Raw genomic sequence first — 20,594 nt, forward strand, 5'->3', positions numbered from 1 at the left:
ACTATCGGCGCAGGCCGAGACGCTGAATCAGCGTACGGTAACGCTCGATGTCGATCCGGCGCAGGTAGCCGAGCATGTTGCGACGGCGACCCACCAGGATCATGAGACCACGACGCGAGTGGTGGTCATGCTTGTGGGACTTGAGGTGTTCCGTCAGATCGCTGATGCGACGAGTCAGAACGGCGACCTGAACCTCGGGCGAACCGGTGTCGCCTTCGCTGGTCGCGTACTCTTTGATGATTTCCTGCTTGACAGCGGGATCCAATGCCACTGAATAACTCCTAGAGTTAGTGCCGTGAACCGCCCGATACGGTGTATACCGCCGGGATCCCCTGCATCGCGGACAGTCCCGATGTGGCAATGCCCATCGAGGATCACGATGCGAGGGAGGTCTGGCAACCACGGACTGCAGCCAGACGTATCGAACAGTCTAACTGATGGCGGCCCATTCCCGGAAGGCTGCAGCGGCCCATCGATGTGAGACGTGTGACCTTATCGTGCGACGATGGCTGACATGATCGATTTCTCGCAGCCCGCCGACGTGGTCGCCCCGCTTCTGTTGGGTGCAATCCTCCATCGTGGCGACGTCGCCATCCGATTGACGGAAGTCGAAGCGTACCTCGGCGAGATCGACCCGGCCTCCCACGCACATAAGGGACCAACCCCGCGGTGCCGCACGATGTTTGGTCCGCCAAGCTGCCTGTACGTGTACGCCTCCTATGGGATACACCGCGCGGGAAACCTCGTATGCTCCCCTGACGGCACCGCCACCGGTTGTTTGATGCGAGGTGGCGAAGTGGTGGCAGGGCTCGACACGGTTCGTGCCCGCCGCGGCCCCCACGCACCAGACGCTGGGTTGGCTCGGGGGCCTGGGAACCTCGGCGCAGCCCTGGGCCTGAGCCTGTCCGACGACGGCTCCCGCGTTCACCACGGTTCTTCACCAGACCGTTCCGGCCTCTCGGTCGCCGACGAGGACGGATTCTGGATCGAAGAACGCCAGGGCCCGGTTGAGGTGGTTCGCGGACGCCGAATTGGCATTAGCAAGAACGCCGACGCTCCCCTGAGGTACTGGATTCCGGGCGACCCCACGGTGAGTTCTCCGCGCTCCCGCAGAGTCGCCCTCGATCAATCTCTCTGAATCTCTTCCAGGTTGGGATCGGCCCGATCCGAAATCCCGATTACTTCAGGTTCCGCTCGGCTTCATACGCGGCAACTGCCCTCTGGAGTCGATTCACGCCCTCGACGATGTCGTCCTCCGCATTGGTCACGAAGGACAGCCGCATCGTATTCCGAATGCTGGTGTCCACGTGGAATGAGCTCCCCGGCACAAAGCCGACGCCTTCACGCATCGCATACGGCAAGAGGGCATCGGTATCGTAGGCCTCCGGCAATTCCGCCCAGAGGAACATTCCGCCGAGCGGCGTCGTGACTCGGGAACCTTCCGGCAAGGCCCGCGGAAGCTCGCGAGCCAAAGCGTGGCACCGCTGCCCGTAGACCCGCAGTTTTTCCTCATCGGAACGATGATTCTCGGGATGAGCCAGGAAATGGGCGGCCGCGTACTGGTCGACGGTCGAGCTGTGGAGGTCGATGGCCTGCTTGGCCACAATCAAGGCGTCCCGAATCGCTGAGGGAACACGTGCCCACCCGAGCCGGATCCCAGGCGCCACCGATTTGGAGAGGGTCTGGAGAAGAACCGTTTGTTCTGCCATGCCCTCGAAAGCGCAAATGGGATCGAGTGCCTCACCCGAATAGCGGAGGCTCGAATAGGGATCGTCTTCGATGAGCATAGTTCCGGTGGCGCGCAACACGTCGGCCACGGCGCGACGGCGCGACATCGTCATCGTCCGGCCGCTCGGGTTCTGGTAACTGGGAATCAGGTACACGAGCTTCGGTCCGTGCTCCGCGATCGCCGATTCGAGGTGGTCGGGAAGCATTCCTTCGTCGTCGCATTCCACGGCAACGAATCGCGCGCCGGAGAGGCCGAACGTCTGCAAAGCCGCGAGATACGTGGGATCCTCAACCAAAATCACGTCGCCGGGATCGATCATGACCTGACCCATGAGGGTTAACCCCTGCTGCGAGCCGGTCGTCACCAAAAGGTCGTCCGAGCTCGTCGGAACTCCTTCGTCGGTGAGCCGTGCCGCCAGGATTTCACGCAGCTCGAGTTCACCCTCGCTCGAGGAATACTGAAGCGACCGATCGGGTCGCTCCAAGCTGGCACGGTATGCGTCACGAATGGCGTCGACATCGAAATACGTGGCGTCGGGAATACCACCCGCGAAAGAAATAACTCCCGGGCGGCTCACCAGATCCAGCAACGCCCTCACCGGGGAATCTTCGGTATCCGCAAAATTGCGGGAAAGCTGGGGAGTAAATTCGGTGACGCCCGTGGTCATGATGCCTCTTTCGTCGTCTGTTGATGTGTGATGGTTGAAGATAATGTCTCACATGCTGAGGAGTGAGACGCGGAAGAACTCATGCACCGGCACTTCGCGTGGCGACCACGAAGATGCGCCGGAAAGGTAGGACAGTCCCGAATTCGGCCACCGGGTAAGCCTCGCGAAGGGCTGCCTGATATTCCGCGATAAATTTCTGCTGTTCCGCCGCCGGCAGGGCGTGGAGCACGGGACGCGCCCCAGTAGAGGAAATCCACTCGTAGACTGGATTTTCGCCCTGAAGAACATGCATGTAGGTCGTTTCCCAGGCATCGACCGACCACCCAGGGCGCGAAAGGTCACCGAGGTATTCCTCGGCACCAATCACGGTGTCCCGCAATTTTTCCGTGATGTGCCGCGCGTACTCCGGTCGAGAGGCGATTTCTCGTAGAAGAACGTGCGACGGGGCATCAAAGTTGCCCGGAACTTGAAAGGCGAAAGCCCCACCGGGAGCCACCAGGTCGGCGATCTCCGGCAGCAACTCGCGATGCCCGTCGACCCACTGAAACATCGCATTCGACACAATGACCTGAGGCCGTTCGCCGAGACCGGTCGATTGCGTTTCTGCAAGCCACTGCCTGACGTCGACCTGACGATACTCCGTGTGAGGATCGGCTCCTCGACGAGCGGCCTCGATCATTTCGTGGCTACTGTCCACGCCATGCACCATTGCCCCTGGCCACCGCTCCCGAATCACCGGTGTGTCCGTCCCCGGGCCACATCCCAGGTCAACGACGTCGTTCACCCGTTCGACCGGAACCCGACCGAGCAAGTCCACGAGCGGGCGGGAACGTTCATCGCCAAACGTCCGATAGCGCCGTGGATCCCAGTGCGTATCGGCCTGAGGTGTTGCGGGGTCGGCGGGGGTCATGCCTTATCGCGCCCGGAAACCTTCACTCCAAGATCCCGACCCAAAATCGCCGAGGCCGCCCCGGTCGCCGCCGTCACGGTAAAAACGCTCGGCCACGCCCCCAACTTTTTGGCGAGGGGATGAGAAAGGCCGAAGGACAGAACGTAGACGCCGGTCAAGGCTGAGGCCATCCCGGTACCGGCGTTTTTCTGCCATCCGCGGAAAGCGGCTACTCCGGCCGCGGCCAGCACAGCCCCACCGAGCGGTCGATTACCGGTGGCCCTGGCCACCCCATAGCCTCCGATGAGACCGGCGGTCGAAAAGAGGGTGGGCGCTGCAGTGGACATGGTGGACCTTTCCGTCGATGAGTTGCTTAGTTCCGGTATAACGCACTGACCTGACCGTTCGCCACTAGCTACCCGGGATAGCTTTCCACCCGTAGAGACGTGACGGCGGGCGGATCCCAATGCGGGAATTCGCGAGAGACGGAGCTGGCCGAACGCCGAACCCGCTCCCGCATCACATGGGCAATCGTGGGGTATTCGGCGGAAATCTCGGGTTTGCGCCCTGGATCGATCGGCTCTGGGGTCTGCACCAGGACGACTCCGCGGCGTCCCCCGTCCTCCGCGTTCTGCCGCATCACGGCATGCGCCGTTGTCCCGGATCCGGCAAAGAAGTCCAGCACCAGAGTGTCGGGTCCACTAGCGACGCGAAGCAAGCGCTGAATGAGCTCCACCGGTTTGGGGGTATCGAAGACACCCGTCGTTCCGAAGAGCGCGCGCAATTCCGCCCTTGCCCCATGGGTGTGTCCGGCCACCTCGCGCGCCCACCACGTCGTCGGCACCACCCCCGGCTGCACCTCGGAGAGATAACGCTTGAGCTGAGGCCCGTGGGTTTGATCCACTCCCCAGTAGACGCGCCCCTCCTCGATTAACGCATCCATGGCTTCTGCGGATACGGACCAGGATCTCCCGCGCGGCGGCACATGAGCTCGCCCGGTCTTCGGGTTAATCACGGGGTAGTCGTGTGTGGGCCGATAGGTCCGTACGGAGAGATCGCTGGGTCGGTATCGTCCCCGACCATCGCCGTCGTCGTGACGATACGCGGCGTTCATGCGCTCCGTGCGCGGCAAGAGACCCGGCCGGAAGCCGGGCCTGGCGTACACGAGAATGTATTCGTGCACCGTGGAAAATCTGCGGGAGTCATTCGCCGGCGAGTATTTTCGCTCCCACACGATCGTGGCCTGGAAACACTCTTCCCCGAAAATTTCATCCAGGAGCAAACGGAGGCGCGGTGCCTCATGGTCGTCGATCGAGATCGCCACGACACCCGATTCCTGGAGGAGCTCCCGGGCCACCCAAAGTCGTGCGTACATGAGGTCCAACCACAAGGAGTGACGACGTCCCGCGCTTCGCCGACCCTTCGTTGTGGCGAGTGAATTCACAGCACAATTTTCACTGGCTTGCGAACGCCGAAAATCGTCGCGATAGTCCGCCCGCGTGCCGCAATTGTAGGGAGGGTCGAGGTAGATCAGCCCAAAGGCCTTCGCATGAGTGCGGGTCAGAAGCTTGAGCGCATCCAAGCTGTCCCCTTCGATCATCGTGGTGTGTCCACACCGGGCCCCTCGCCCGTCCATGGTCACCAATCGCGCGGCCGTGGGCGCCTCCGCCAAGCGACGGGCCTCGGACTTCCCCGGCCACATCAGTCCATAGCTTTCGGGCCCCTCGGCGAACTCCACATCATTCCACCCACGGTCACCTGAAAACGTGGATCCATCCACCGGCATTGCCTCCCCCAAATAGAGCAATGTACACTTGGCAATACAGGATAGCGAAGTTTCGCAAAGTGCACTTGGTAGACCTGATCCACGGCCAAACCGATTCTGGTGCAATGACTTCCGACTCTCTTGACCGCGAAACCGCGCAGCGGTTGGGGAGTCTCCTGCAGAGCTATCGTGCAGACCTCGGCTTCTCGCAAGAAAAGGTCGCCATAGCGGCCGGCATTTCCCGGCAGCACTATCAACAAATGGAATATGGCTATAGCGATCGCGCGACTCGGAGCCCCTCTAATCCCAAATTGCGTTCCCTCATGCGAATCGTCGCCATTTTGAATATTCCTCGGGAAGAAGTTCTGGACGCCATCTGGCCGGAAGATTCCGCCCATCGCCATGCGGCCCCCGTCAACGCCGATTCCTGAGACACGTTACGTCCGGCATCCGCGCCGTCTGTTCCCGCGGAGAGTTCTGCGCGACAATTGGAACATGCAGAAGATGAACGTCGAATCCTTCAATCTGGACCACACTAAGGTCGCGGCACCCTATGTGCGCATCGCGGACCGCAAAGAGCTTCCCGGCGGTGACACGCTCATCAAATACGACGTGCGCTTCACCCAGCCCAACACCGGGCACCTGGACATGCCGACCGTCCACTCGATCGAGCACCTCACCGCCGAACATATGCGCAACCACACGAACGCGCTCATCGACTTCTCCCCCATGGGCTGCCAAACCGGGTTCTATGCTTTGACCCTGGGCCTAGAGCCGGCCGAATTCTTCCCCGTCTTGGAAGAGTCCTTCCGCGACATCTTGGACGCCCAAGAAGTTCCCGCGGCCAATGAGACCCAGTGCGGCTGGGGAAGCAACCACACTCTGGCGGGCGCACAAGAGGCCGTCCGAGGTTTTCTCCGCCAGCGCGACGCATGGTCCGAGGTCTACGCGTGAGCGACGCCGCGACCCTCTCCTTCCCCGCCGAGATTCCCGATCGCCTCACCGGAGGCGTCGTCGTCCAGGTGGCCATGGACGAAGAAGCGCGTCCGTTCCTGGCCGAAGGCACCCTCCTCGCCGATCCCGTGGTTTTTGGCCGAGCCCAATTCACGCCGTTGCTCCACGAAGACCGGGCCATCTTGCTTGTACGGTCCGGCATCGGCTTGGTCAACGCTGCCAGCGCTGCGACGAGCGCGCTCGCTCTGTGCGCTCCGCGAGCCGTCATCTCGGCGGGTAGCGCCGGGGGCTTGCGTCATGACGTTGAGGTCGGCGACGTCGCTATTGGAACCTCCTATACCTTCACGGACGCAGATGCGACGGCGTTCGGATATGAGCGGGGCCAGGTGCCGGGAATGCCCGTGGACTATTCCACAGACCCTGCCCTTTTGGACGCCGCCCGTGATGTCACGCCGGAACAGGGATCGCATCTGGTCGGTCAGATGTTGGCCGGTGGTTCTTTTGTCACGGAGTCGAACGTCAAGGACACTCGCGAGAGATTTCCCGAAGCGCTGTCCACCGACATGGAAACCACCTCGATCGCCCAGGTCTGCGGCAGTCACGGCGTCCCGTTCCTCTCAGTGCGCGGAATTTCCGACCTATGCGGTCCGGCCGCCGACCAAGACTTCCACATGGCCGTCGACGTCGTCGCCGCGCGATCCGCGCGCGTCGTCCTGGAGGCCATCCGCCGCACCGCCGTGACGTCACGTCGACCGTAATGGCGCGCTACCACTACCCGAAACGTCCCCTGACTCGAGGAGATAGACCATGATCACCTATACGATGCGCGACGGCCGGAACATCCCGGCGATCGGCTACGGCACGTACCCGATGTCCAACGCCGAGGCAGAGGACAACGTCGCCGAAGCCATCATGCGGGGCCACCGCCTCATCGACACCGCGGCCCAGTACGGCAATGAGGAAGGGGTCGGCCGCGGGGTCGCGAATTCCGGCGTCGACCGCGAGGACATCTTTGTGACCAGCAAGCTCGCAGGTAAAGACCACGGCTTCGACTCTGCCGTGGCCGCGGTCAAGGAATCTCTGCGCGTCATGGGCCTGGAATACCTGGATCTCTACCTCATCCATTGGCCGAACCCGCAAGTGAACCTCTACGTAGAGTCGTGGAAGGCCCTCATCGCCATGAAGGAAGAAGGGCTCATCCGGTCCATCGGCACCTCGAATTTCCTGCCGGAGCACATCGACCGCCTCGGCGAAGAAACCAGCGAAATTCCCGTGGTCAATCAGATCGAGCTCCAGGTCCGTCAGCAGCAAGAAAAACTTCGGGCCTACCACGCCCAGAAGAAGATCGTGACGCAGGCGTGGTCTCCCCTGGGCCGCATGAAGAATCTTGAGGAGATGCCGGAGCTCGGCGATATCGCCGACACCATCGGCGTGACGCCCGCACAAGTGGTCCTGCGCTGGATGGTGCAGAACCACATCGTGCCGATTCCCAAGACCTCCACACCGGCTCGCATGGAAGAAAACCTCAATGTTTTCGACTGGGAGTTGAGCGCGGAGCAGATGGACACCATCAAACTCTTGCACACCGGAATTGGCTACAAGGACTTCGATCCCCGGACCCACGAGGAATTCTGAGCGTTCCCGGCCATAAACGACGATGCCCCGCGAGACCACGGTCTCGCGGGGCATCGTCCTATTCGGGCGCTGATTGTTCGGCCGAGATGTCCTTCGGCGTCGGTTCCGGGAATCTACGCGGGACGACCGCCCAGAGCATCCCATGCGTCGTCGACGTCTTGCGTCATCTGGCGAATTAAAGCCTCCATGCCTTCGTATGCGACCATCGGCCGGAGGCGGGCCACGAATTCGAGGAGAACGTTATGACCGTACAGGTTGAAGTCCTCCACGGCCTCCTGGGGGCGACCCATCACGTGCGCCTCGACCTGACGCGAAACACCGTCGAAGGTGGGGTTGGAACCCACGGAAATCGCGACCGGCCAGCGTGAGCCACCGTCGTCGTGTAGCCATCCAGCGTAGACGCCGTCTGCGGGGACCAAACCGTCGGAGTCCGTGGCCATATTCGCCGTCGGAAATCCCAATTCTCGGCCCCGAGCTGCACCGTGCACCACCTTCCCCCGCATGCGGTGGTACCTGCCTAAAAGGGTGGCGGCGGACTGCACGTCGCCCTCAGCCAGTAATTCGCGAATCCACGTCGACGAGCAGCGACGATGCGGGGCGTCGACGCTCAATCCGCCCAACACGTTGTCGGTGGAGAGATCATCTACCACGACGACGCTAAACCCGTGGATTTCGCCCAAGTGACGCATGGTCTCGAGATCACCGGCGTTATTGCGTCCGAACCTGACGTCGGCACCGATAACGACTTTCTTGGCCGAGAGCCCTTCGACGAACGTTTCTCGGATAAAGTCTTCCGGCGTCTGCTGCGCAAATTCCAGGGAATACGGCAACAAGACGAGGGCATCGAGCCCCAATTCCGCCAGGAGGTCCCGACTATCGCGTTCGCCCATGATCGGATAGTGCGGAACATCTGGTCGGTGCACGAGCGCGGGATGCGGATCAAAGGAAATCGCGACGGCCTTGAGGCCCGAAGCACGGGCCTCCTCCACGACCGTCCGGATCACCCGGGTGTGGCCGCGGTGGACGCCGTCGAAATTTCCAATGGTCACGGCCGTTTCGCCGTATCCCTGAGGAATCTCACTCAGACTCCTGAAACAGTCCACAAATCTCCTTGAAACATGAGCCAACCCGGTTATCGAGTCGGGGCCTCACTGTGATTTTGCTGCCAGGCGCTCGGCCAGGCCGCAGGTGCTACGAACGCCGAGCGCGCTTGGACTCAGGCCGAGTCTGGCTTGCTGGAGCCGCGCCTTGGGCGAGATCACGGCGAATACGGTTGGCCTTGGTGACCCATGCATGCCAAACCAACAGGCACGGCGGGATCACGAGGTCCAGCACCATCATCACGATCATCAACGGATGCGGTAGGCCAAAGATGGCCCAGGACAGAATCCTGCCGATGCCGCCCATAAAGATCATGAGGCAGACGAACCACAGGACATTAGCCCATTTGAATTTGATCGCAATCGCCACAAATGCTGCCCCCACACCGCACAGGACGGCGGCCAATGCTCCGTAGGACGCGGCGACAGTCGCCGAGGACTTGTCGGTTTCGCCGGGCAGGGACGAGGTTCCCGCCACGATCTGCCAGACGCCGTAGGCAATAATGAGCAGACCATAGAGAGCAACGACCGTCCTGAACAGACCCCAATCTTGCTGCTTGCTGGCGGGCTTGCCTTGTGCTGGCTTCTGTCGCTTCCGGGAGTCCTGCGAAGGCTTTTGGGCCGCCGGACCACGAGCTGGTCCGTCGGCAGGCTTCGTCCCAGGCGCTGAACCGACCGTGGGGTTCGCCTTCTGATGCGTCGTCTGAGTCGGTTCGGAGGGCCGTTGTCTGCCGGCACCTTCCGCAGCAGGTTGCTGGCCGGCGGGTGCTTCGGCTTCGCGGCGCGACCATGGGCTCGGGGACTTCGGGCCGGGGCCCGCGGCTCCTCCGTTTTCCGGCGTCGGGGGTGTCGTCATCGTAATTTCCCTTCTCGGACGATGAATTCTCTGAGTTCCACTCTAGAACGGAGCGGCGCCCTTCGGGATTAGTGCGCGCGTTTTGTCGGTCGATTCCGGTACAACCAGAGCAAACCAACGATCGGCAGGACTAACGGAACGTAACCATAGCCGGCCCCGAAATGCGACCAAACGGATGCCAACGGGAACAGTTCGGGGCGCATCAGGGAAAAGATTCCCACGGCGATCACGCCCAGGAACTCGACGACAATCGCCCAGACCGCGGCCCAATATGAGTTGAGCCCGCGACGGGCCAGCGAAATGGTCGCCACAATGTAGATCGCGGCCGCAACCCCGGAGAGGATGAAAGAAACGGGCGCGGCATCGAATTTCGCCACGATCTGGTAGAGCGCGCGGGCACCGGCAGACAGAGAAAATACCGCATAAATGGCCACCAGGATCATTCCCGGGCCTTTGGATTTCGCGGTTGGACCTGCGGTCTCCGTGGTCTCGTCGTCAGTCTTCAATAGTGTCGGTCTTTCTGTGAATCGATGAGGGTTGGCGTCGCGGACGTCCTCAGTAGTAATACCAGAGCACGTTCATCCGCTGAACCATCACGACGATGATGGGACCGGCGACCGCCAACATCAGGGTGGACCAGCGGGTGCGTTCCGTGAGCGACCAGATGAAGGTGCCTGCCGGAATCAGCATTGCGGTGAGCAAATATCCGTAATATTCCCAGGCATCCCCCGAGGGGCCGTCGGTGAGCACCTGCATCACGATCGAACCGATGAGGTAGACCACCAGAAAGGCTTCGAGGATCAGCACCGATCCTTGGGATAGGTCATCCGGTGCTTTCCCACGGAAGAACTGGATCAGGCAGATGAGGGCCGCCAAGGTCCCGAGGACCGCAGCGATCCAAAACCACACGTCATATCCGGCGATCACTGGTCGGATCCTCTCTCGATTGTCGTTTCGAAGCGTTGCCCCGAAGCAAAGACGAGGTGGGGCACAGCCACTGAGCGGCCCCTTCTCAGCTGATTGTGGCAGAGGGCCACCAGTGTGCCATCGGGCGCGTAAGCTGCGGCGAGTTGTTCCGCCGGGACGATGTCGTTCGGTCCCGAGGAGCCTCCCGTCTCCAGAAGGTCGTCCGTCGGTTCAATCCAGCGACCGTTGGAGAGAGCCGTGGCTTCCTCAGCCGTAAGCTCCCGGCGTCGGAACAGACGCGCAGCGGCTTCGGTGAGCGGTAGAACCGGGAGGTCCTGGCCGGAGTCCCGAGCAGCTTCGAGCTGTTCCAGAGTCGACGCGTCGTCGATGCGGACTTCCCCGATAGAGGTACGGCGTAGACGGGTCAGGTGTCCGCCAACACCGAGAGCCGTCCCAAGATCCCGAGCCAAGGCCCGGATATACGTTCCCGAGGAACAGGTCACCGACACATCGACGTCGAGCACGGATGCGCCCTCATCGGTGGTGGCGGAACGGCAATCGTGGATGTCGAATGCGCGAATCGTCACCGGCCTGGCCTCTAGGTGGACGTCTTCACCAGAACGAACCCTGGCGTAAGAGCGCACACCGTTCACCTTGATCGCGGAGACGGCCGACGGGACCTGCCGGATCTCGCCGGTCAAATCACCCACGGCAGCTTCCACGGACGAGCGGGAAAGTTCCCCCACCGTGGCCGCGTCTGCGGTGTTGGTGACGTCGCCTTCGGCGTCATCGGTGACCGTCGACTGCCCGAGACGAATCGTCGCATCGTAGCTTTTGCCCTCGCCCGTGACCCATGTCAGCAGCTTGGTGGCTTGATTAATACCAAGTATCAAGACGCCGGTCGCCATGGGATCGAGGGTCCCCGCGTGCCCGACCCTGCGGGTTCCGGCGATCCGCCGCATCTTGCCCACCACGTCGTGACTGGTGAATCCCTGCGGCTTATCGACGACGATCAAACCCGCCGGGCCGTCCTGCGAGCTACCCCGACGTGCCACTTACTCGGAGGCTTCTTCGGACTTGGGTGCCGGAGAACCAGAGTCAGGGTCTTGCCCTTCGATACCAAAATCTTCGTCGACGGGGTCGTATCCGTTGCGCAGGCTGTCGAGGTCCTGCCGGGCGGCGTCGGTATGCGGGGTTTCTTCCTCATCGCGCTTATACGGATCGGCGTCACCGGCATAGGTTTTGCCTCGCGCGGCTTCGGCGAGTTCTGCGTCTCGAGCCCGAGCCTCACGGAGAATTCCCTCAAGGTGGCTTGCGTTGACCGGAACCTCGTCGGGGACAAAGGTCAGCGTCGGCGTCAGGCGTGCCGTGATGTTCTTGCCCACCTCGGAGCGCAGGATCCCCTTGGCCGATTCGAGTGCGGCGCGGGTCCCTGCCTGTTCGTCCTCGGTTCCGTACACCGTGTAGTACACGGTCGCGTGCTGCAGGTCGTTCGTGACCCGTGCGTCCGTCACGGTGATGAATCCGAGCCGCGGATCCTTGACTCGGCGTTCGAGGGCCTGGGCCACGATGACCTTGATGCGGTCCGCCAAGCGGGCCGCGCGGGCTGCATCAGCCATGTTGTCTCCTCAAGTCGCTGCGTCGGTTTTCGACGCAAATATAGGGGTGGCTTTCGTGAAAACGAGCCGGTTCCCAGGGTACCCCTGGAAACCGGCTCGTTGCGTCACGAGGTGTGAGCTTCACTCACACTGCCCGGTTATTAGTCGCGAGGCTTCTCGCGCATCTCCCAGGTCTCGATGATGTCGCCTTCCTTGACATCGTTGAAGGCGCCGAGCCCAATACCGCACTCGTAGCCTTCGCGGACCTCGGTCGCGTCGTCCTTGAAGCGACGCAGCGACTCGATCGACAGCGTGTCCGAGACGACGTTTCCGTCGCGCACCAGACGCGCCTTCGCGTTGCGACGAATCAGGCCGCTGCGAACAATCGAACCCGCGATGTTGCCCCACTTGGACGAGCGGAATACCTCGCGCACCTCGGCCGAGCCCAGCTCGACCTCCTCGTATTCCGGCTTGAGCATGCCCTTGAGGGCCTGCTCGACTTCGTCGATGGCCTGATAGATGACGCTGTAGAACTTCATCTCCACGCCTTCGCGATCTGCCAGGTCGGCCACACGCTCGGCGGGGCGAACGTTGAAGCCGATGATGATCGCGTTGTCCACGGTCGCCAAGTTGACATCGTTCTGCGTGATCGCGCCGACACCACGGTGGATGACACGCAACTGGACCTCGTCGCCGCCGACCTCGATCTTGAGCAACGAATCTTCCAGGGCCTCGACGGCACCGGAAACGTCACCCTTGATGATGAGGTTGAGGGTGTCCATCTTGCCCTGGGCCACGGCCTCGTCGAAGGACTCGAGCGTGACGCGCTTGCGGCGTTTGGCCAGCTGGGCGTTGCGGTCCGCCGCTTCACGCTTTTCAGCGATCTGACGGGCGGTGCGCTCTTCCTGAGTGGACAGGAAGGTATCGCCTGCACGCGGAACCGTCGACAGGCCAAGAACCTGCACGGGGCGGGACGGACCTGCCTCCTCCACGTTCTGACCGTTCTCGTCGAACATCGCACGAACGCGGCCGTGGGCCACACCTGCGACGATCGAGTCGCCGACGTGCAAGGTACCGGACTGGACCAAGACGGTCGAGACCGCACCGCGGCCCTTGTCCAGGTTCGCTTCGATGGCGACGCCGCGAGCTTCCTTATCCGGGTTCGCTTGGAGTTCCAGGGCACCGTCGGCGGTGAGGCACACGGCTTCCAGGAGCTCATCGATGTTCAGGTTCTGACGAGCGGAGACGTCGACGAACATGGTGTCGCCGCCGTATTCCTCCGGCACCAGGCCGTATTCGGTCAGCTGACCGCGGACCTTATCCGCGTTCGCGCCTTCCTTATCGATCTTGTTGACCGCAACCACGATCGGCACATCGGCCGCCTGCGCGTGGTTCAGCGCCTCAACCGTCTGGGGCATGACGCCGTCATCGGCGGCAACCACCAAAACGGCGATATCCGTGACCTTGGCACCACGGGCACGCATCGCGGTAAACGCTTCGTGGCCGGGGGTGTCGATGAAGGTCAGCAGGCGATCTTCGCCCTCGACGGTCGTCGTGATCTGGTAAGCACCGATGTGCTGGGTAATGCCGCCGGCTTCGCCCTCGATCACATTGGTATGACGGATCGCGTCGAGCAAGCGGGTCTTACCGTGATCGACGTGACCCATAACGGTAACTACCGGAGGACGAGCCTCGAGCTGTTCTTCAGTCTCGGCCTCGCGCTCCGCCTCGAGGTTGATGTCGAAGGACTCGAAGAGCTCACGCTCCTCGTCTTCCGGCGAGACGATCTGGACCTTGTAGCCCAGCTCTTCGCCGAGCAATTCGAAGGTCTCCTCGTCCAAGGACTGCGTCTGAGTAGCCATCTCACCCAGGTGGATGAGCACCGTGACGAGTGCCGCCGGGTTCGCGTTGATCTTCTCAGCGAAGTCCATGAGCGAAGCACCCCGTCGCATGCGGACGACGGTGTCGCCGTTGCCGCGGGGTACAACCACGCCGCCGGCCGACGGTGCCTGCATCTGCTCCAACTCGTGACGCTTCGCCTGCTTCGACTTGCGCTGCTTGCGACGCGAATTGCCGCGGCCGAAGGCACCCTGGGCGTTTCCGCGCCCACGGGCACCGCCACGCGGAGGACCACCCGCGCTGGGGCCTCCCCTGCGCGGACCATTGTTACCGCCGGGACCGCCGCCGGGCTGGCCGCCGACGCCGGGAGACATCTTGGCGGGCATCATGTTGGGGCTCGGACGGTTGCCGCCCGACGATGCCGGACGGGGCGCGTTGCTCCGCTGGCCGCCGGCAGATGCGCCGGGACGGGGGCCACCCTGGCCACCCTGCCCCTGACGGGCACCGGGACGGGGACCGCCCTGGCCGGCGTTACCTTGACCCTGCCCCTGGCCGGGACGCGGGCCGCCGCGGCGATTGCCCTGGGCACTGCCGCGCATCCCCTGTTGGGAGCTGAACGGGTTGTTGCCGGGGCGAGGAGCGCCCGGCTTGGGAGCGGTTCCTCGTGAGGCCGCAGGACGGGGACCGGGCGTCGGAGCGCTGGGCTTCGGCGACGCCTCGTTCTTCATGCCCTGCTGCGAGCTAAAGGGGTTATTTCCGGGACGCGTAGCTCCCGGCTTGGGCGCGTTGCCCGCCGGCTTCGGCGCGTCCGATGAGGTCGATGCTTTCGCCTTGGAGGATTCAGCGGGCTTCTGAGCCTCAGGCGCCTTCGCCGGTGTCTCGCTCTTGGGCTCGGCGGCCTTGGCCTCTGCCTTGGGGGCGGCCTTACCCGCGGTAGCGGGGGTCGCCGTCGGCCTGGGGCCGGGTGTCGGTGCCTTGGGCGACGGCTTCGGTGCGCTCTTAGCACCCGGCTTCGGGGCGGAGCTCTCCGAGGCAGCCTTCTTGGAGGCTTCCGCCTTCTGAGCAGCCGGCTGAGGCGATGCGGAATCCTGGGAGCCTGAGTCGGCCTGACCGGATCCTTGAGCGCGGTCCGCGAACGCGGCGCGCAACTTCTTCACCACGGGGGGTTCCACCGTGGACGATGCACCTCGAACGAATTCGCCCAAGTCTTGAAGCTTGGCGATCGCTTCTTTAGAGGTGATATTGAGCTCTTTCGCGAGCTCGTGAACGCGGGGCTTGGCCACATTACTCCTGTCTCGGTTTGTGCCGAGACAGGCACAAACCGTTATTTCCTTCTAAGATTCCCGGCGATCAAGAGATCACTCCGGGTTTTGCCGTGTGCAAGCACAGTGAAGTACTCATTGCGCGGCACTCATCGGGTTTCCATCGGTTTTCTTCTCGCTTTCTTCAGGCTGGCGCCCGTTGATTCAGCTAGGACTGGTCCTCGTGTGCTGTGGAGCCGTGGGGTGGTCGAAAGATCGACTCCCACTGCACCAATAGGTCACTGGTATCCACCGGGGCACGAAAAGATCGAGCAAATGCTTTGGTCTTCACGGCCCGGTCGAGGCATTGCCTTCGTGGATGCAACCAGGCCCCTCGCCCACTGATGACCCCATGCGGGTCAAGGACGACGACGCCCGTTCGCTCCGGTGACCTTTGGAGGACCACACGTACTAGTGCGGTGCGATCATCGGAACTGCGGCAACCTATGCACGTCCGAATTCCGGCTGGGGAAGACATCAACCCTCCCCTTTCCGACACGATCGTGCCCGGTGGGTTGCCGGGCAGAGTCGATGATCTCCCCCAGTCTATCCCCTATCCGGCCTTTTCCCCCAACGATGGAGGAGGTTCACCCGGTCACTGTGAGGACGATTACTCGGTGACTCCCGGGCGATCCTCGATGTGAACGGCTTGCGCCTTGGACTGAGCGACGATGTCGATGCGCCAATTCGTCAGCTTGGCCGCGAGCCGGGCGTTTTGCCCTTCTTTGCCAATCGCAAGGGAGAGTTGGTCGTCGGGAACGATCGCGCGAGCCTGGAACCGCCCCTGCGGATCGACTTCTACCGAAGCGACCTTGGCCGGGCTCAGCGCACCTGCGATGTACGCGGCGGGGTCGTCGGAATAGCTCACGATGTCGATCTTTTCGTTATTCAGTTCAGAGGTCACGGCGCGCACTCGTGATCCCATCTCGCCGATGCACGAACCTTTAGCATTGATGCCCTCACGGGTGGCCCGGACGGCAATCTTCGTGCGGTGTCCGGCTTCACGAGCGATCGACATGATCTCGACGGAACCGTCCTCGATCTCCGGAACTTCGTGCTCGAAGAGTCGACGCACCAAGTCCGGGTGTGAACGAGACAAGGTGATGGACGGTCCCTTGAAACCGCGTCGGGCCTCCACCACGAAGGCACGGATACGAGACCCGTGAGGATACGATTCGCCCGGAACCTGTTCGTGCGGAGGCAACACGCCTTCCACGGTTCCGAGGTCAACCTGAACGGTGTCGAATCGCCCGCCCTGTTGCACCTGGCCCGAGACAAGTTGCCCTTCGCGATCCCGAAAGTCGCCAAGAACCTGGTTGTCCTCAGCTTCGCGAAGACGCTGGAAAATCACCTGACGTGCCGTGGCGGCAGCGATACGCCCGAAGTTGCGAGGGGTGTCGTCAAATTCCCCAATAACTGTGCCGTCTTCGTCGATCTCCGGGGCCATGATGGTCACATGTCCACTCGAACGGTCGACGACGGCGCGCGCGTTACGAATCGCACCGGGATTCTTTTCGTAGGCCAGCAACAGAGCAGACTGAATCATCTCGATCAGTTGATCGACGGGGATATCACGCTCCTTCTCCAAGAGTCGGAGGTTGCTCATATCGATGTCCATTGCTGGCCTTTCTTAGCTCTGTGTGCCACAACACCGGGGCCCTGAGCGTCCCGGCGCTTGGCCTGGCCCGGCGGCTTCCGCCGTCGACCTCAGTGTTCCGACCTATTCTAGCGGTCTGTACCTAGTGGTTGAACTCAATTTCCACATGGGCGGACGCTACTTCGCTCAGGCGAATCTCTTCCGGATCTCGGTATTTTTCCGGAACGCCCTTTGGCGTATTCACTTTGCGAGCGATTGTGGCGGTGGTGCCATCGGTCTCCTCGAGGCGGGCTACGAAGTTATCCCCCTCGGTGGTCCGCACCGAAATCAAACGGCCGCGAGCTCGCTTCCAATGCCTCGATTCGGTGAGGGGGCGCGTGGCACCCGGCGAGGTAACCTCCAACAGATAGGCGTCCTGGGGATCGTCCTCCATGCCGTCGAGGGCCTCCGACATGGCTTCGGACGCCTCGGCAATCGTGTCGAGTTCGACGCTGCCCACTTCGTCTTCGTGCAAATCCACCACGACCGTGAGCGTCTGGCTGTTTCCAGCGCCCCGGGCGGTCACGTCCTCGATGACGAGGTGGAGTTGCTCCGCGACGGGCTGTAACTTCTCCCGAATTTCGTCCAAGCTCACGCTGTCCGCGAGAGAATTTCGGGGATGCGATTGGTCCGAGAAGTGTGCGTTGGCCTTTTCTCGTGCCAACCGACGTCGTTCGCGCGAGGTGTTCTTACCGCGTGCCGAAGACTTCGAGGTGTTGTGAGCCAAGAGACCTCCCCATCGTGATGTATTCCTGTTCTCGTCACAGGGTACCGTGGCCCGCCACGATACCGGACGTGCGATGATGGTGAGTTGCCACCGGAACCAGCGTAGGAGAGAAGTTCACTCAGATGAGAGCCACCTTCAGCAAGACCCTCTTCACGATCCTTGTGGTGGTGCTCCTGGTCCTTGGGGCGATCGCCGGGTACGCCGCCTGGCGACTCAACCGAAACGACGGCAACTACGACGCACAACGCGAAGCGGCGGCCCAGCTCAAAACCCTCCAAGAGAGTCTCCGGAATACCGACCTGCCGCAGGATTCGCGAGACGCGCTGAATTCAGATCTCTCGACCCAGCTCGAGGCGCTGAACCGCACTGCGGTCGACGAAGCACAGGCAGATTCTCATGCCACGCCCACGACCCGTGCCAACGCAGGTAAGAATCTCGACGACGCCGCCGAACGGCTCTACGCACTCGCCGGGACCCCAGGAATCGAGACGGATGAATCCGCCGTCCTGATCTCTATTTCCGTGAGCCAGTGGTCCTCAGCTCGCCTGATTGACGGCTCCATCTCGGACCTTGGCAACCCAGATTCGGCTGGGTCCCAAAGCCTGAGCCACATGACGGGTCTCTCCCGCGGCGACTCTTTCGAAGGATCTGGCTTGTGCCCCGCGGTATCCGAACAAGAATCGGCCTCGGCAAGCAATTCAGCGTCGGCCTCCCAGGCACCCGACGCCCAAGATTCCGAGGAACTCGCCTCGCTCCTCAAGGGCCTCTATCGCTCCACCTGGGCCGAGTCCTACTACCAGGCTCGCTCCGATGTTGATGGGATCCCCGACTCGACGACGCGGTTGGTCGGCGAATCCTCCTCCATCCACGACGACCAGCTTCGGTCCTTGCGAGCTGCACTCGGAAAGAGCTGTTCTTCCATCCCTCAGCCGAAGGCCGCTTACTCCATCGAGGATCACGGGGAACAGAATCCCGCTCAGGTCCTCGCCGAACAGGCGGAATATCTGGCGCAACAGTCGCTCTCGGTGGTCAAGTCTGATCCTGCAGCCACGGGTCAAGCGACGGGTCCAGACTCGTGGCGGGCGTGGGGCACCACGTCCTTGGCTCTCAATACCGCGCTGGCGGCACGAGAGACTTCGGACGTTCCGGCCCTCCCCGGGGTGTGACCCCGGGGAAAGCATCACGAGGCGTCGGAGCGGACGTCCTTCAAGACCTCTTGCGTGACGGCCTCGACGTCGACCTCGCGGGCTTCGCCGGTAGCGCGGTCCTTGATTTCGACCTTGCCATCTTTGAATCCTCGTCCGACGACCAAGATCGTGGGAATTCCCAAGAGTTCGGCGTCACCGAATTTCACCCCTGGAGAGGTCTTCGGCCGGTCATCGAACAAGACGTGGAGTCCGGAACGCTCGAGTTCGGCGACGATGCTCTCGGCACCATCCATGATCTCTTCACCCTTACCGGCGGCGACCACGTGAACGTCCGCCGGCGCAAGATTGCGCGGCCAGATCAACCCACGATCGTCGTGGTTGGATTCGGCGATGGCGGCGAGCGCGCGCGTCACACCAACACCGTAGGACCCCATGGTGACGGTCACGAGCTTGCCGTTGGAATCCAGCACTCGTAGGCCCAAGGCCTCAGCATACTTTCGGCCCAAAGCAAAGATGTGGCCCATTTCGATGCCGCGTGCGGTGTGCAGTGGACCGGATCCGTCGGGGGCCGGGTCGCCCTCGCGAACCTCGCAAGCCTCGACGACGCCGTCCCACGTGAAATCGCGGCCCGCGACGAGGTGGTACACGTGACGGCCTTGCAGGTTGGCTCCCGTGATCCAGGAGGTGCCCTCGGCAACTCGCGGATCCACGAAATAAGGGATGCCGGTGGAGGATTCCGTGCCCAAGGTCGCAGCTTCGAGGCTCAGGCCTGGCCCGATATAGCCCTTGACCAGCATCGGGAAGCGTCGTAGTTCTTCGTCTCCGGCTTGGGCGACGTCGATCTCCCCGCCCACTCCGAGCGCATCGCCCAGGCTGGCTTCCAATCGCTTGAGGTCAACACCACGATCTCCGGGAACGCCGACCGCAACCATCTGCTTGTCGCCGGTCGGCAGGGTAACGGAGACGAGGAGGTTCTTGAGGGTATCGGCGGCGGTCCATTCGCCGTCGTCCCGCGGATGTAACGCGTTGGACTGGGCAACCAAGGTGTCAATGGTGGGCGAATCCGGGGTTTCCTCGACATGCGCCGAAGGCAGATTCGTGTGATCGATCGCCTCGGGGGCAACGGTGGTGACGGCCTCGACGTTGGCAGCGTATCCGCCCTCGGAACGGACGAAGGTGTCCTCACCGACGGGGGTGGGATGCAAGAATTCTTCCGACCGTGAGCCGCCCATGGCACCCGACTGGGCACGAACGATCACGATGTCCAGGCCGAGCCGTTGGAAAATGCGCTGGTACGCGCCGCGGTGAGCGAGATAGGCCTCGTCCAGGCCCTCGTCGTCGACGCTGAAGGAGTACGAATCCTTCATGATGAACTCGCGCCCTCGCAGGAGACCTGCGCGCGGTCGGGCTTCGTCGCGATACTTGGTTTGAATCTGATAGAGGGAAACCGGCAAGTCTTTGTACGAGGAGTACATGTCCTTGACCAGCAACGTGAACATTTCCTCGTGGGTGGGAGCCAACAGGTAGTCGGCCCCCTTTCGGTCCTGCAGCCGGAAGAGGTTTTCCCCGTATTCTTCCCAGCGGTTCGACGTTTCATAGGGCTCGCGCGGCAGGAGCGCCGGGAAGTGAACCTCTTGGGCACCGATCGCGTCCATTTCCTCGCGCACGATGGTCTCGACCTTATTCAGAACCTTGAGGCCCAGAGGCAACCACGAATAGATGCCGGGAGCGGCCCGGCGAATATATCCTGCACGCACCAACAGCTTGTGGCTGTCCACCTCAGCGTCGACGGGGTCTTCACGCAGGGTGCGGAGGAAAAGCGAGGAAAGGCGAATGGCCAACTA

At 62.3% G+C, this 20,594-nt stretch carries 22 protein-coding genes; 6 read left to right on the plus strand and 16 right to left on the minus strand.

The window, feature by feature from the left end; translation table 11 throughout:
* Window position 1: 1 nt before the first annotated feature.
* Window positions 2-271 (minus strand): 30S ribosomal protein S15, encoded by a 270-nt coding sequence (gene rpsO / locus D8M21_RS06880; RefSeq protein ID WP_030016054.1) that lies wholly within the window; start codon window positions 269-271, stop codon window positions 2-4.
* Window positions 272-505: 234 nt separating this feature from the next.
* Here rpsO and D8M21_RS06885 point away from each other — a divergent pair, with 234 nt between their 5' ends.
* Entirely contained in the window at window positions 506-1,138 is a 633-nt protein-coding gene (locus tag D8M21_RS06885) for a DNA-3-methyladenine glycosylase (protein ID WP_202975609.1), read from the plus strand.
* Window positions 1,139-1,178: 40 nt separating this feature from the next.
* Here D8M21_RS06885 and D8M21_RS06890 read toward each other — a convergent pair whose 3' ends face one another.
* The 4 genes from D8M21_RS06890 to D8M21_RS06905 form a co-directional block, all read right to left on the minus strand.
* A complete protein-coding gene (locus D8M21_RS06890) occupies window positions 1,179-2,396 on the minus strand; it encodes an aminotransferase-like domain-containing protein (RefSeq protein ID WP_048679183.1) in 1,218 nt (405 codons plus the stop codon).
* 79 nt (window positions 2,397-2,475) lie between these two features.
* Complete coding sequence (locus D8M21_RS06895) at window positions 2,476-3,306, minus strand: methyltransferase domain-containing protein (protein ID WP_048679187.1); 831 nt, start codon at window positions 3,304-3,306, stop codon at window positions 2,476-2,478.
* Window positions 3,303-3,632 (minus strand): hypothetical protein, encoded by a 330-nt coding sequence (locus tag D8M21_RS06900; RefSeq protein WP_048679191.1) that lies wholly within the window; start codon window positions 3,630-3,632, stop codon window positions 3,303-3,305. Before D8M21_RS06900 ends, D8M21_RS06895 begins: the two co-directional genes overlap by 4 nt.
* Window positions 3,633-3,700: 68 nt before the next feature.
* A complete protein-coding gene (locus D8M21_RS06905; RefSeq protein WP_161970374.1) occupies window positions 3,701-5,065 on the minus strand; it encodes a site-specific DNA-methyltransferase in 1,365 nt (454 codons plus the stop codon).
* Between the two features lie 110 nt (window positions 5,066-5,175).
* On the opposite strand from D8M21_RS06905, the gene D8M21_RS06910 reads away from it, so the two are divergent.
* The 4 genes from D8M21_RS06910 to D8M21_RS06925 all read left to right on the plus strand — a co-directional run bounded on the left by D8M21_RS06910 (window position 5,176) and on the right by D8M21_RS06925 (window position 7,639).
* A complete protein-coding gene (locus D8M21_RS06910) occupies window positions 5,176-5,481 on the plus strand; it encodes a helix-turn-helix transcriptional regulator (RefSeq protein ID WP_065424239.1) in 306 nt (101 codons plus the stop codon).
* A gap of 64 nt (window positions 5,482-5,545) precedes the next feature.
* Entirely contained in the window at window positions 5,546-6,004 is a 459-nt protein-coding gene (locus D8M21_RS06915) for an S-ribosylhomocysteine lyase (protein ID WP_048679201.1), read from the plus strand.
* Window positions 6,001-6,762, plus strand: coding sequence for a 5'-methylthioadenosine/S-adenosylhomocysteine nucleosidase (gene mtnN, locus D8M21_RS06920; protein ID WP_238651119.1), 762 nt, complete (start codon window positions 6,001-6,003; stop codon window positions 6,760-6,762). Before D8M21_RS06915 ends, mtnN begins: the two co-directional genes overlap by 4 nt.
* A 49-nt stretch (window positions 6,763-6,811) precedes the next feature.
* A complete protein-coding gene (locus D8M21_RS06925) occupies window positions 6,812-7,639 on the plus strand; it encodes an aldo/keto reductase (RefSeq protein WP_048679207.1) in 828 nt (275 codons plus the stop codon).
* A 113-nt stretch (window positions 7,640-7,752) separates the two neighbouring features.
* Here D8M21_RS06925 and D8M21_RS06930 read toward each other — a convergent pair whose 3' ends face one another.
* The 10 genes from D8M21_RS06930 to D8M21_RS06975 all read right to left on the minus strand — a co-directional run bounded on the left by D8M21_RS06930 (window position 7,753) and on the right by D8M21_RS06975 (window position 17,602).
* Window positions 7,753-8,742 (minus strand): bifunctional riboflavin kinase/FAD synthetase, encoded by a 990-nt coding sequence (locus D8M21_RS06930; RefSeq protein ID WP_126855757.1) that lies wholly within the window; start codon window positions 8,740-8,742, stop codon window positions 7,753-7,755.
* Window positions 8,743-8,830: 88 nt separating this feature from the next.
* Window positions 8,831-9,595, minus strand: a complete 765-nt coding sequence (locus D8M21_RS06935) for a DUF4345 domain-containing protein (RefSeq protein ID WP_053089950.1) — start codon at window positions 9,593-9,595, stop codon at window positions 8,831-8,833.
* A 68-nt stretch (window positions 9,596-9,663) separates the two neighbouring features.
* Window positions 9,664-10,101, minus strand: a complete 438-nt coding sequence (locus D8M21_RS06940) for a hypothetical protein (RefSeq protein WP_238651120.1) — start codon at window positions 10,099-10,101, stop codon at window positions 9,664-9,666.
* 49 nt (window positions 10,102-10,150) lie between these two features.
* Window positions 10,151-10,522 carry a hypothetical protein gene (locus D8M21_RS06945; protein ID WP_048679213.1) on the minus strand — a complete coding sequence of 124 codons (372 nt, stop codon included), beginning with the start codon at window positions 10,520-10,522 and terminating at the stop codon, window positions 10,151-10,153.
* Complete coding sequence (gene truB, locus D8M21_RS06950) at window positions 10,519-11,556, minus strand: tRNA pseudouridine(55) synthase TruB (protein ID WP_174229715.1); 1,038 nt, start codon at window positions 11,554-11,556, stop codon at window positions 10,519-10,521. Before truB ends, D8M21_RS06945 begins: the two co-directional genes overlap by 4 nt.
* Window positions 11,557-12,120, minus strand: coding sequence for a 30S ribosome-binding factor RbfA (gene rbfA, locus D8M21_RS06955; RefSeq protein WP_082156658.1), 564 nt, complete (start codon window positions 12,118-12,120; stop codon window positions 11,557-11,559).
* 140 nt (window positions 12,121-12,260) lie between these two features.
* Window positions 12,261-15,221, minus strand: a complete 2,961-nt coding sequence (gene infB, locus D8M21_RS06960) for a translation initiation factor IF-2 (RefSeq protein ID WP_048679216.1) — start codon at window positions 15,219-15,221, stop codon at window positions 12,261-12,263.
* Between the two features lie 187 nt (window positions 15,222-15,408).
* On the minus strand, window positions 15,409-15,717 hold the full coding sequence (locus D8M21_RS06965) for a YlxR family protein (protein WP_082156659.1): 309 nt from the start codon (window positions 15,715-15,717) through the stop codon (window positions 15,409-15,411).
* Between the two features lie 132 nt (window positions 15,718-15,849).
* Window positions 15,850-16,857 carry a transcription termination factor NusA gene (gene nusA, locus D8M21_RS06970; RefSeq protein WP_048679218.1) on the minus strand — a complete coding sequence of 336 codons (1,008 nt, stop codon included), beginning with the start codon at window positions 16,855-16,857 and terminating at the stop codon, window positions 15,850-15,852.
* 121 nt (window positions 16,858-16,978) lie between these two features.
* On the minus strand, window positions 16,979-17,602 hold the full coding sequence (locus D8M21_RS06975; RefSeq protein WP_161800253.1) for a ribosome maturation factor RimP: 624 nt from the start codon (window positions 17,600-17,602) through the stop codon (window positions 16,979-16,981).
* A 122-nt stretch (window positions 17,603-17,724) separates the two neighbouring features.
* Here D8M21_RS06975 and D8M21_RS06980 point away from each other — a divergent pair, with 122 nt between their 5' ends.
* Window positions 17,725-18,768: a hypothetical protein gene (locus D8M21_RS06980; RefSeq protein WP_048679221.1), complete on the plus strand. Its 1,044-nt coding sequence runs from the start codon at window positions 17,725-17,727 to the stop codon at window positions 18,766-18,768.
* 14 nt (window positions 18,769-18,782) lie between these two features.
* Here D8M21_RS06980 and D8M21_RS06985 read toward each other — a convergent pair whose 3' ends face one another.
* Complete coding sequence (locus D8M21_RS06985) at window positions 18,783-20,591, minus strand: proline--tRNA ligase (RefSeq protein WP_048679224.1); 1,809 nt, start codon at window positions 20,589-20,591, stop codon at window positions 18,783-18,785.
* Between the last annotated feature and the right edge of the window lie 3 nt (window positions 20,592-20,594).

The organism is Kocuria sp. HSID16901 (assembly GCF_003989425.1).
GTDB classification, from domain to species: Bacteria; Actinomycetota; Actinomycetes; order Actinomycetales; family Micrococcaceae; genus Rothia; species Rothia massiliensis.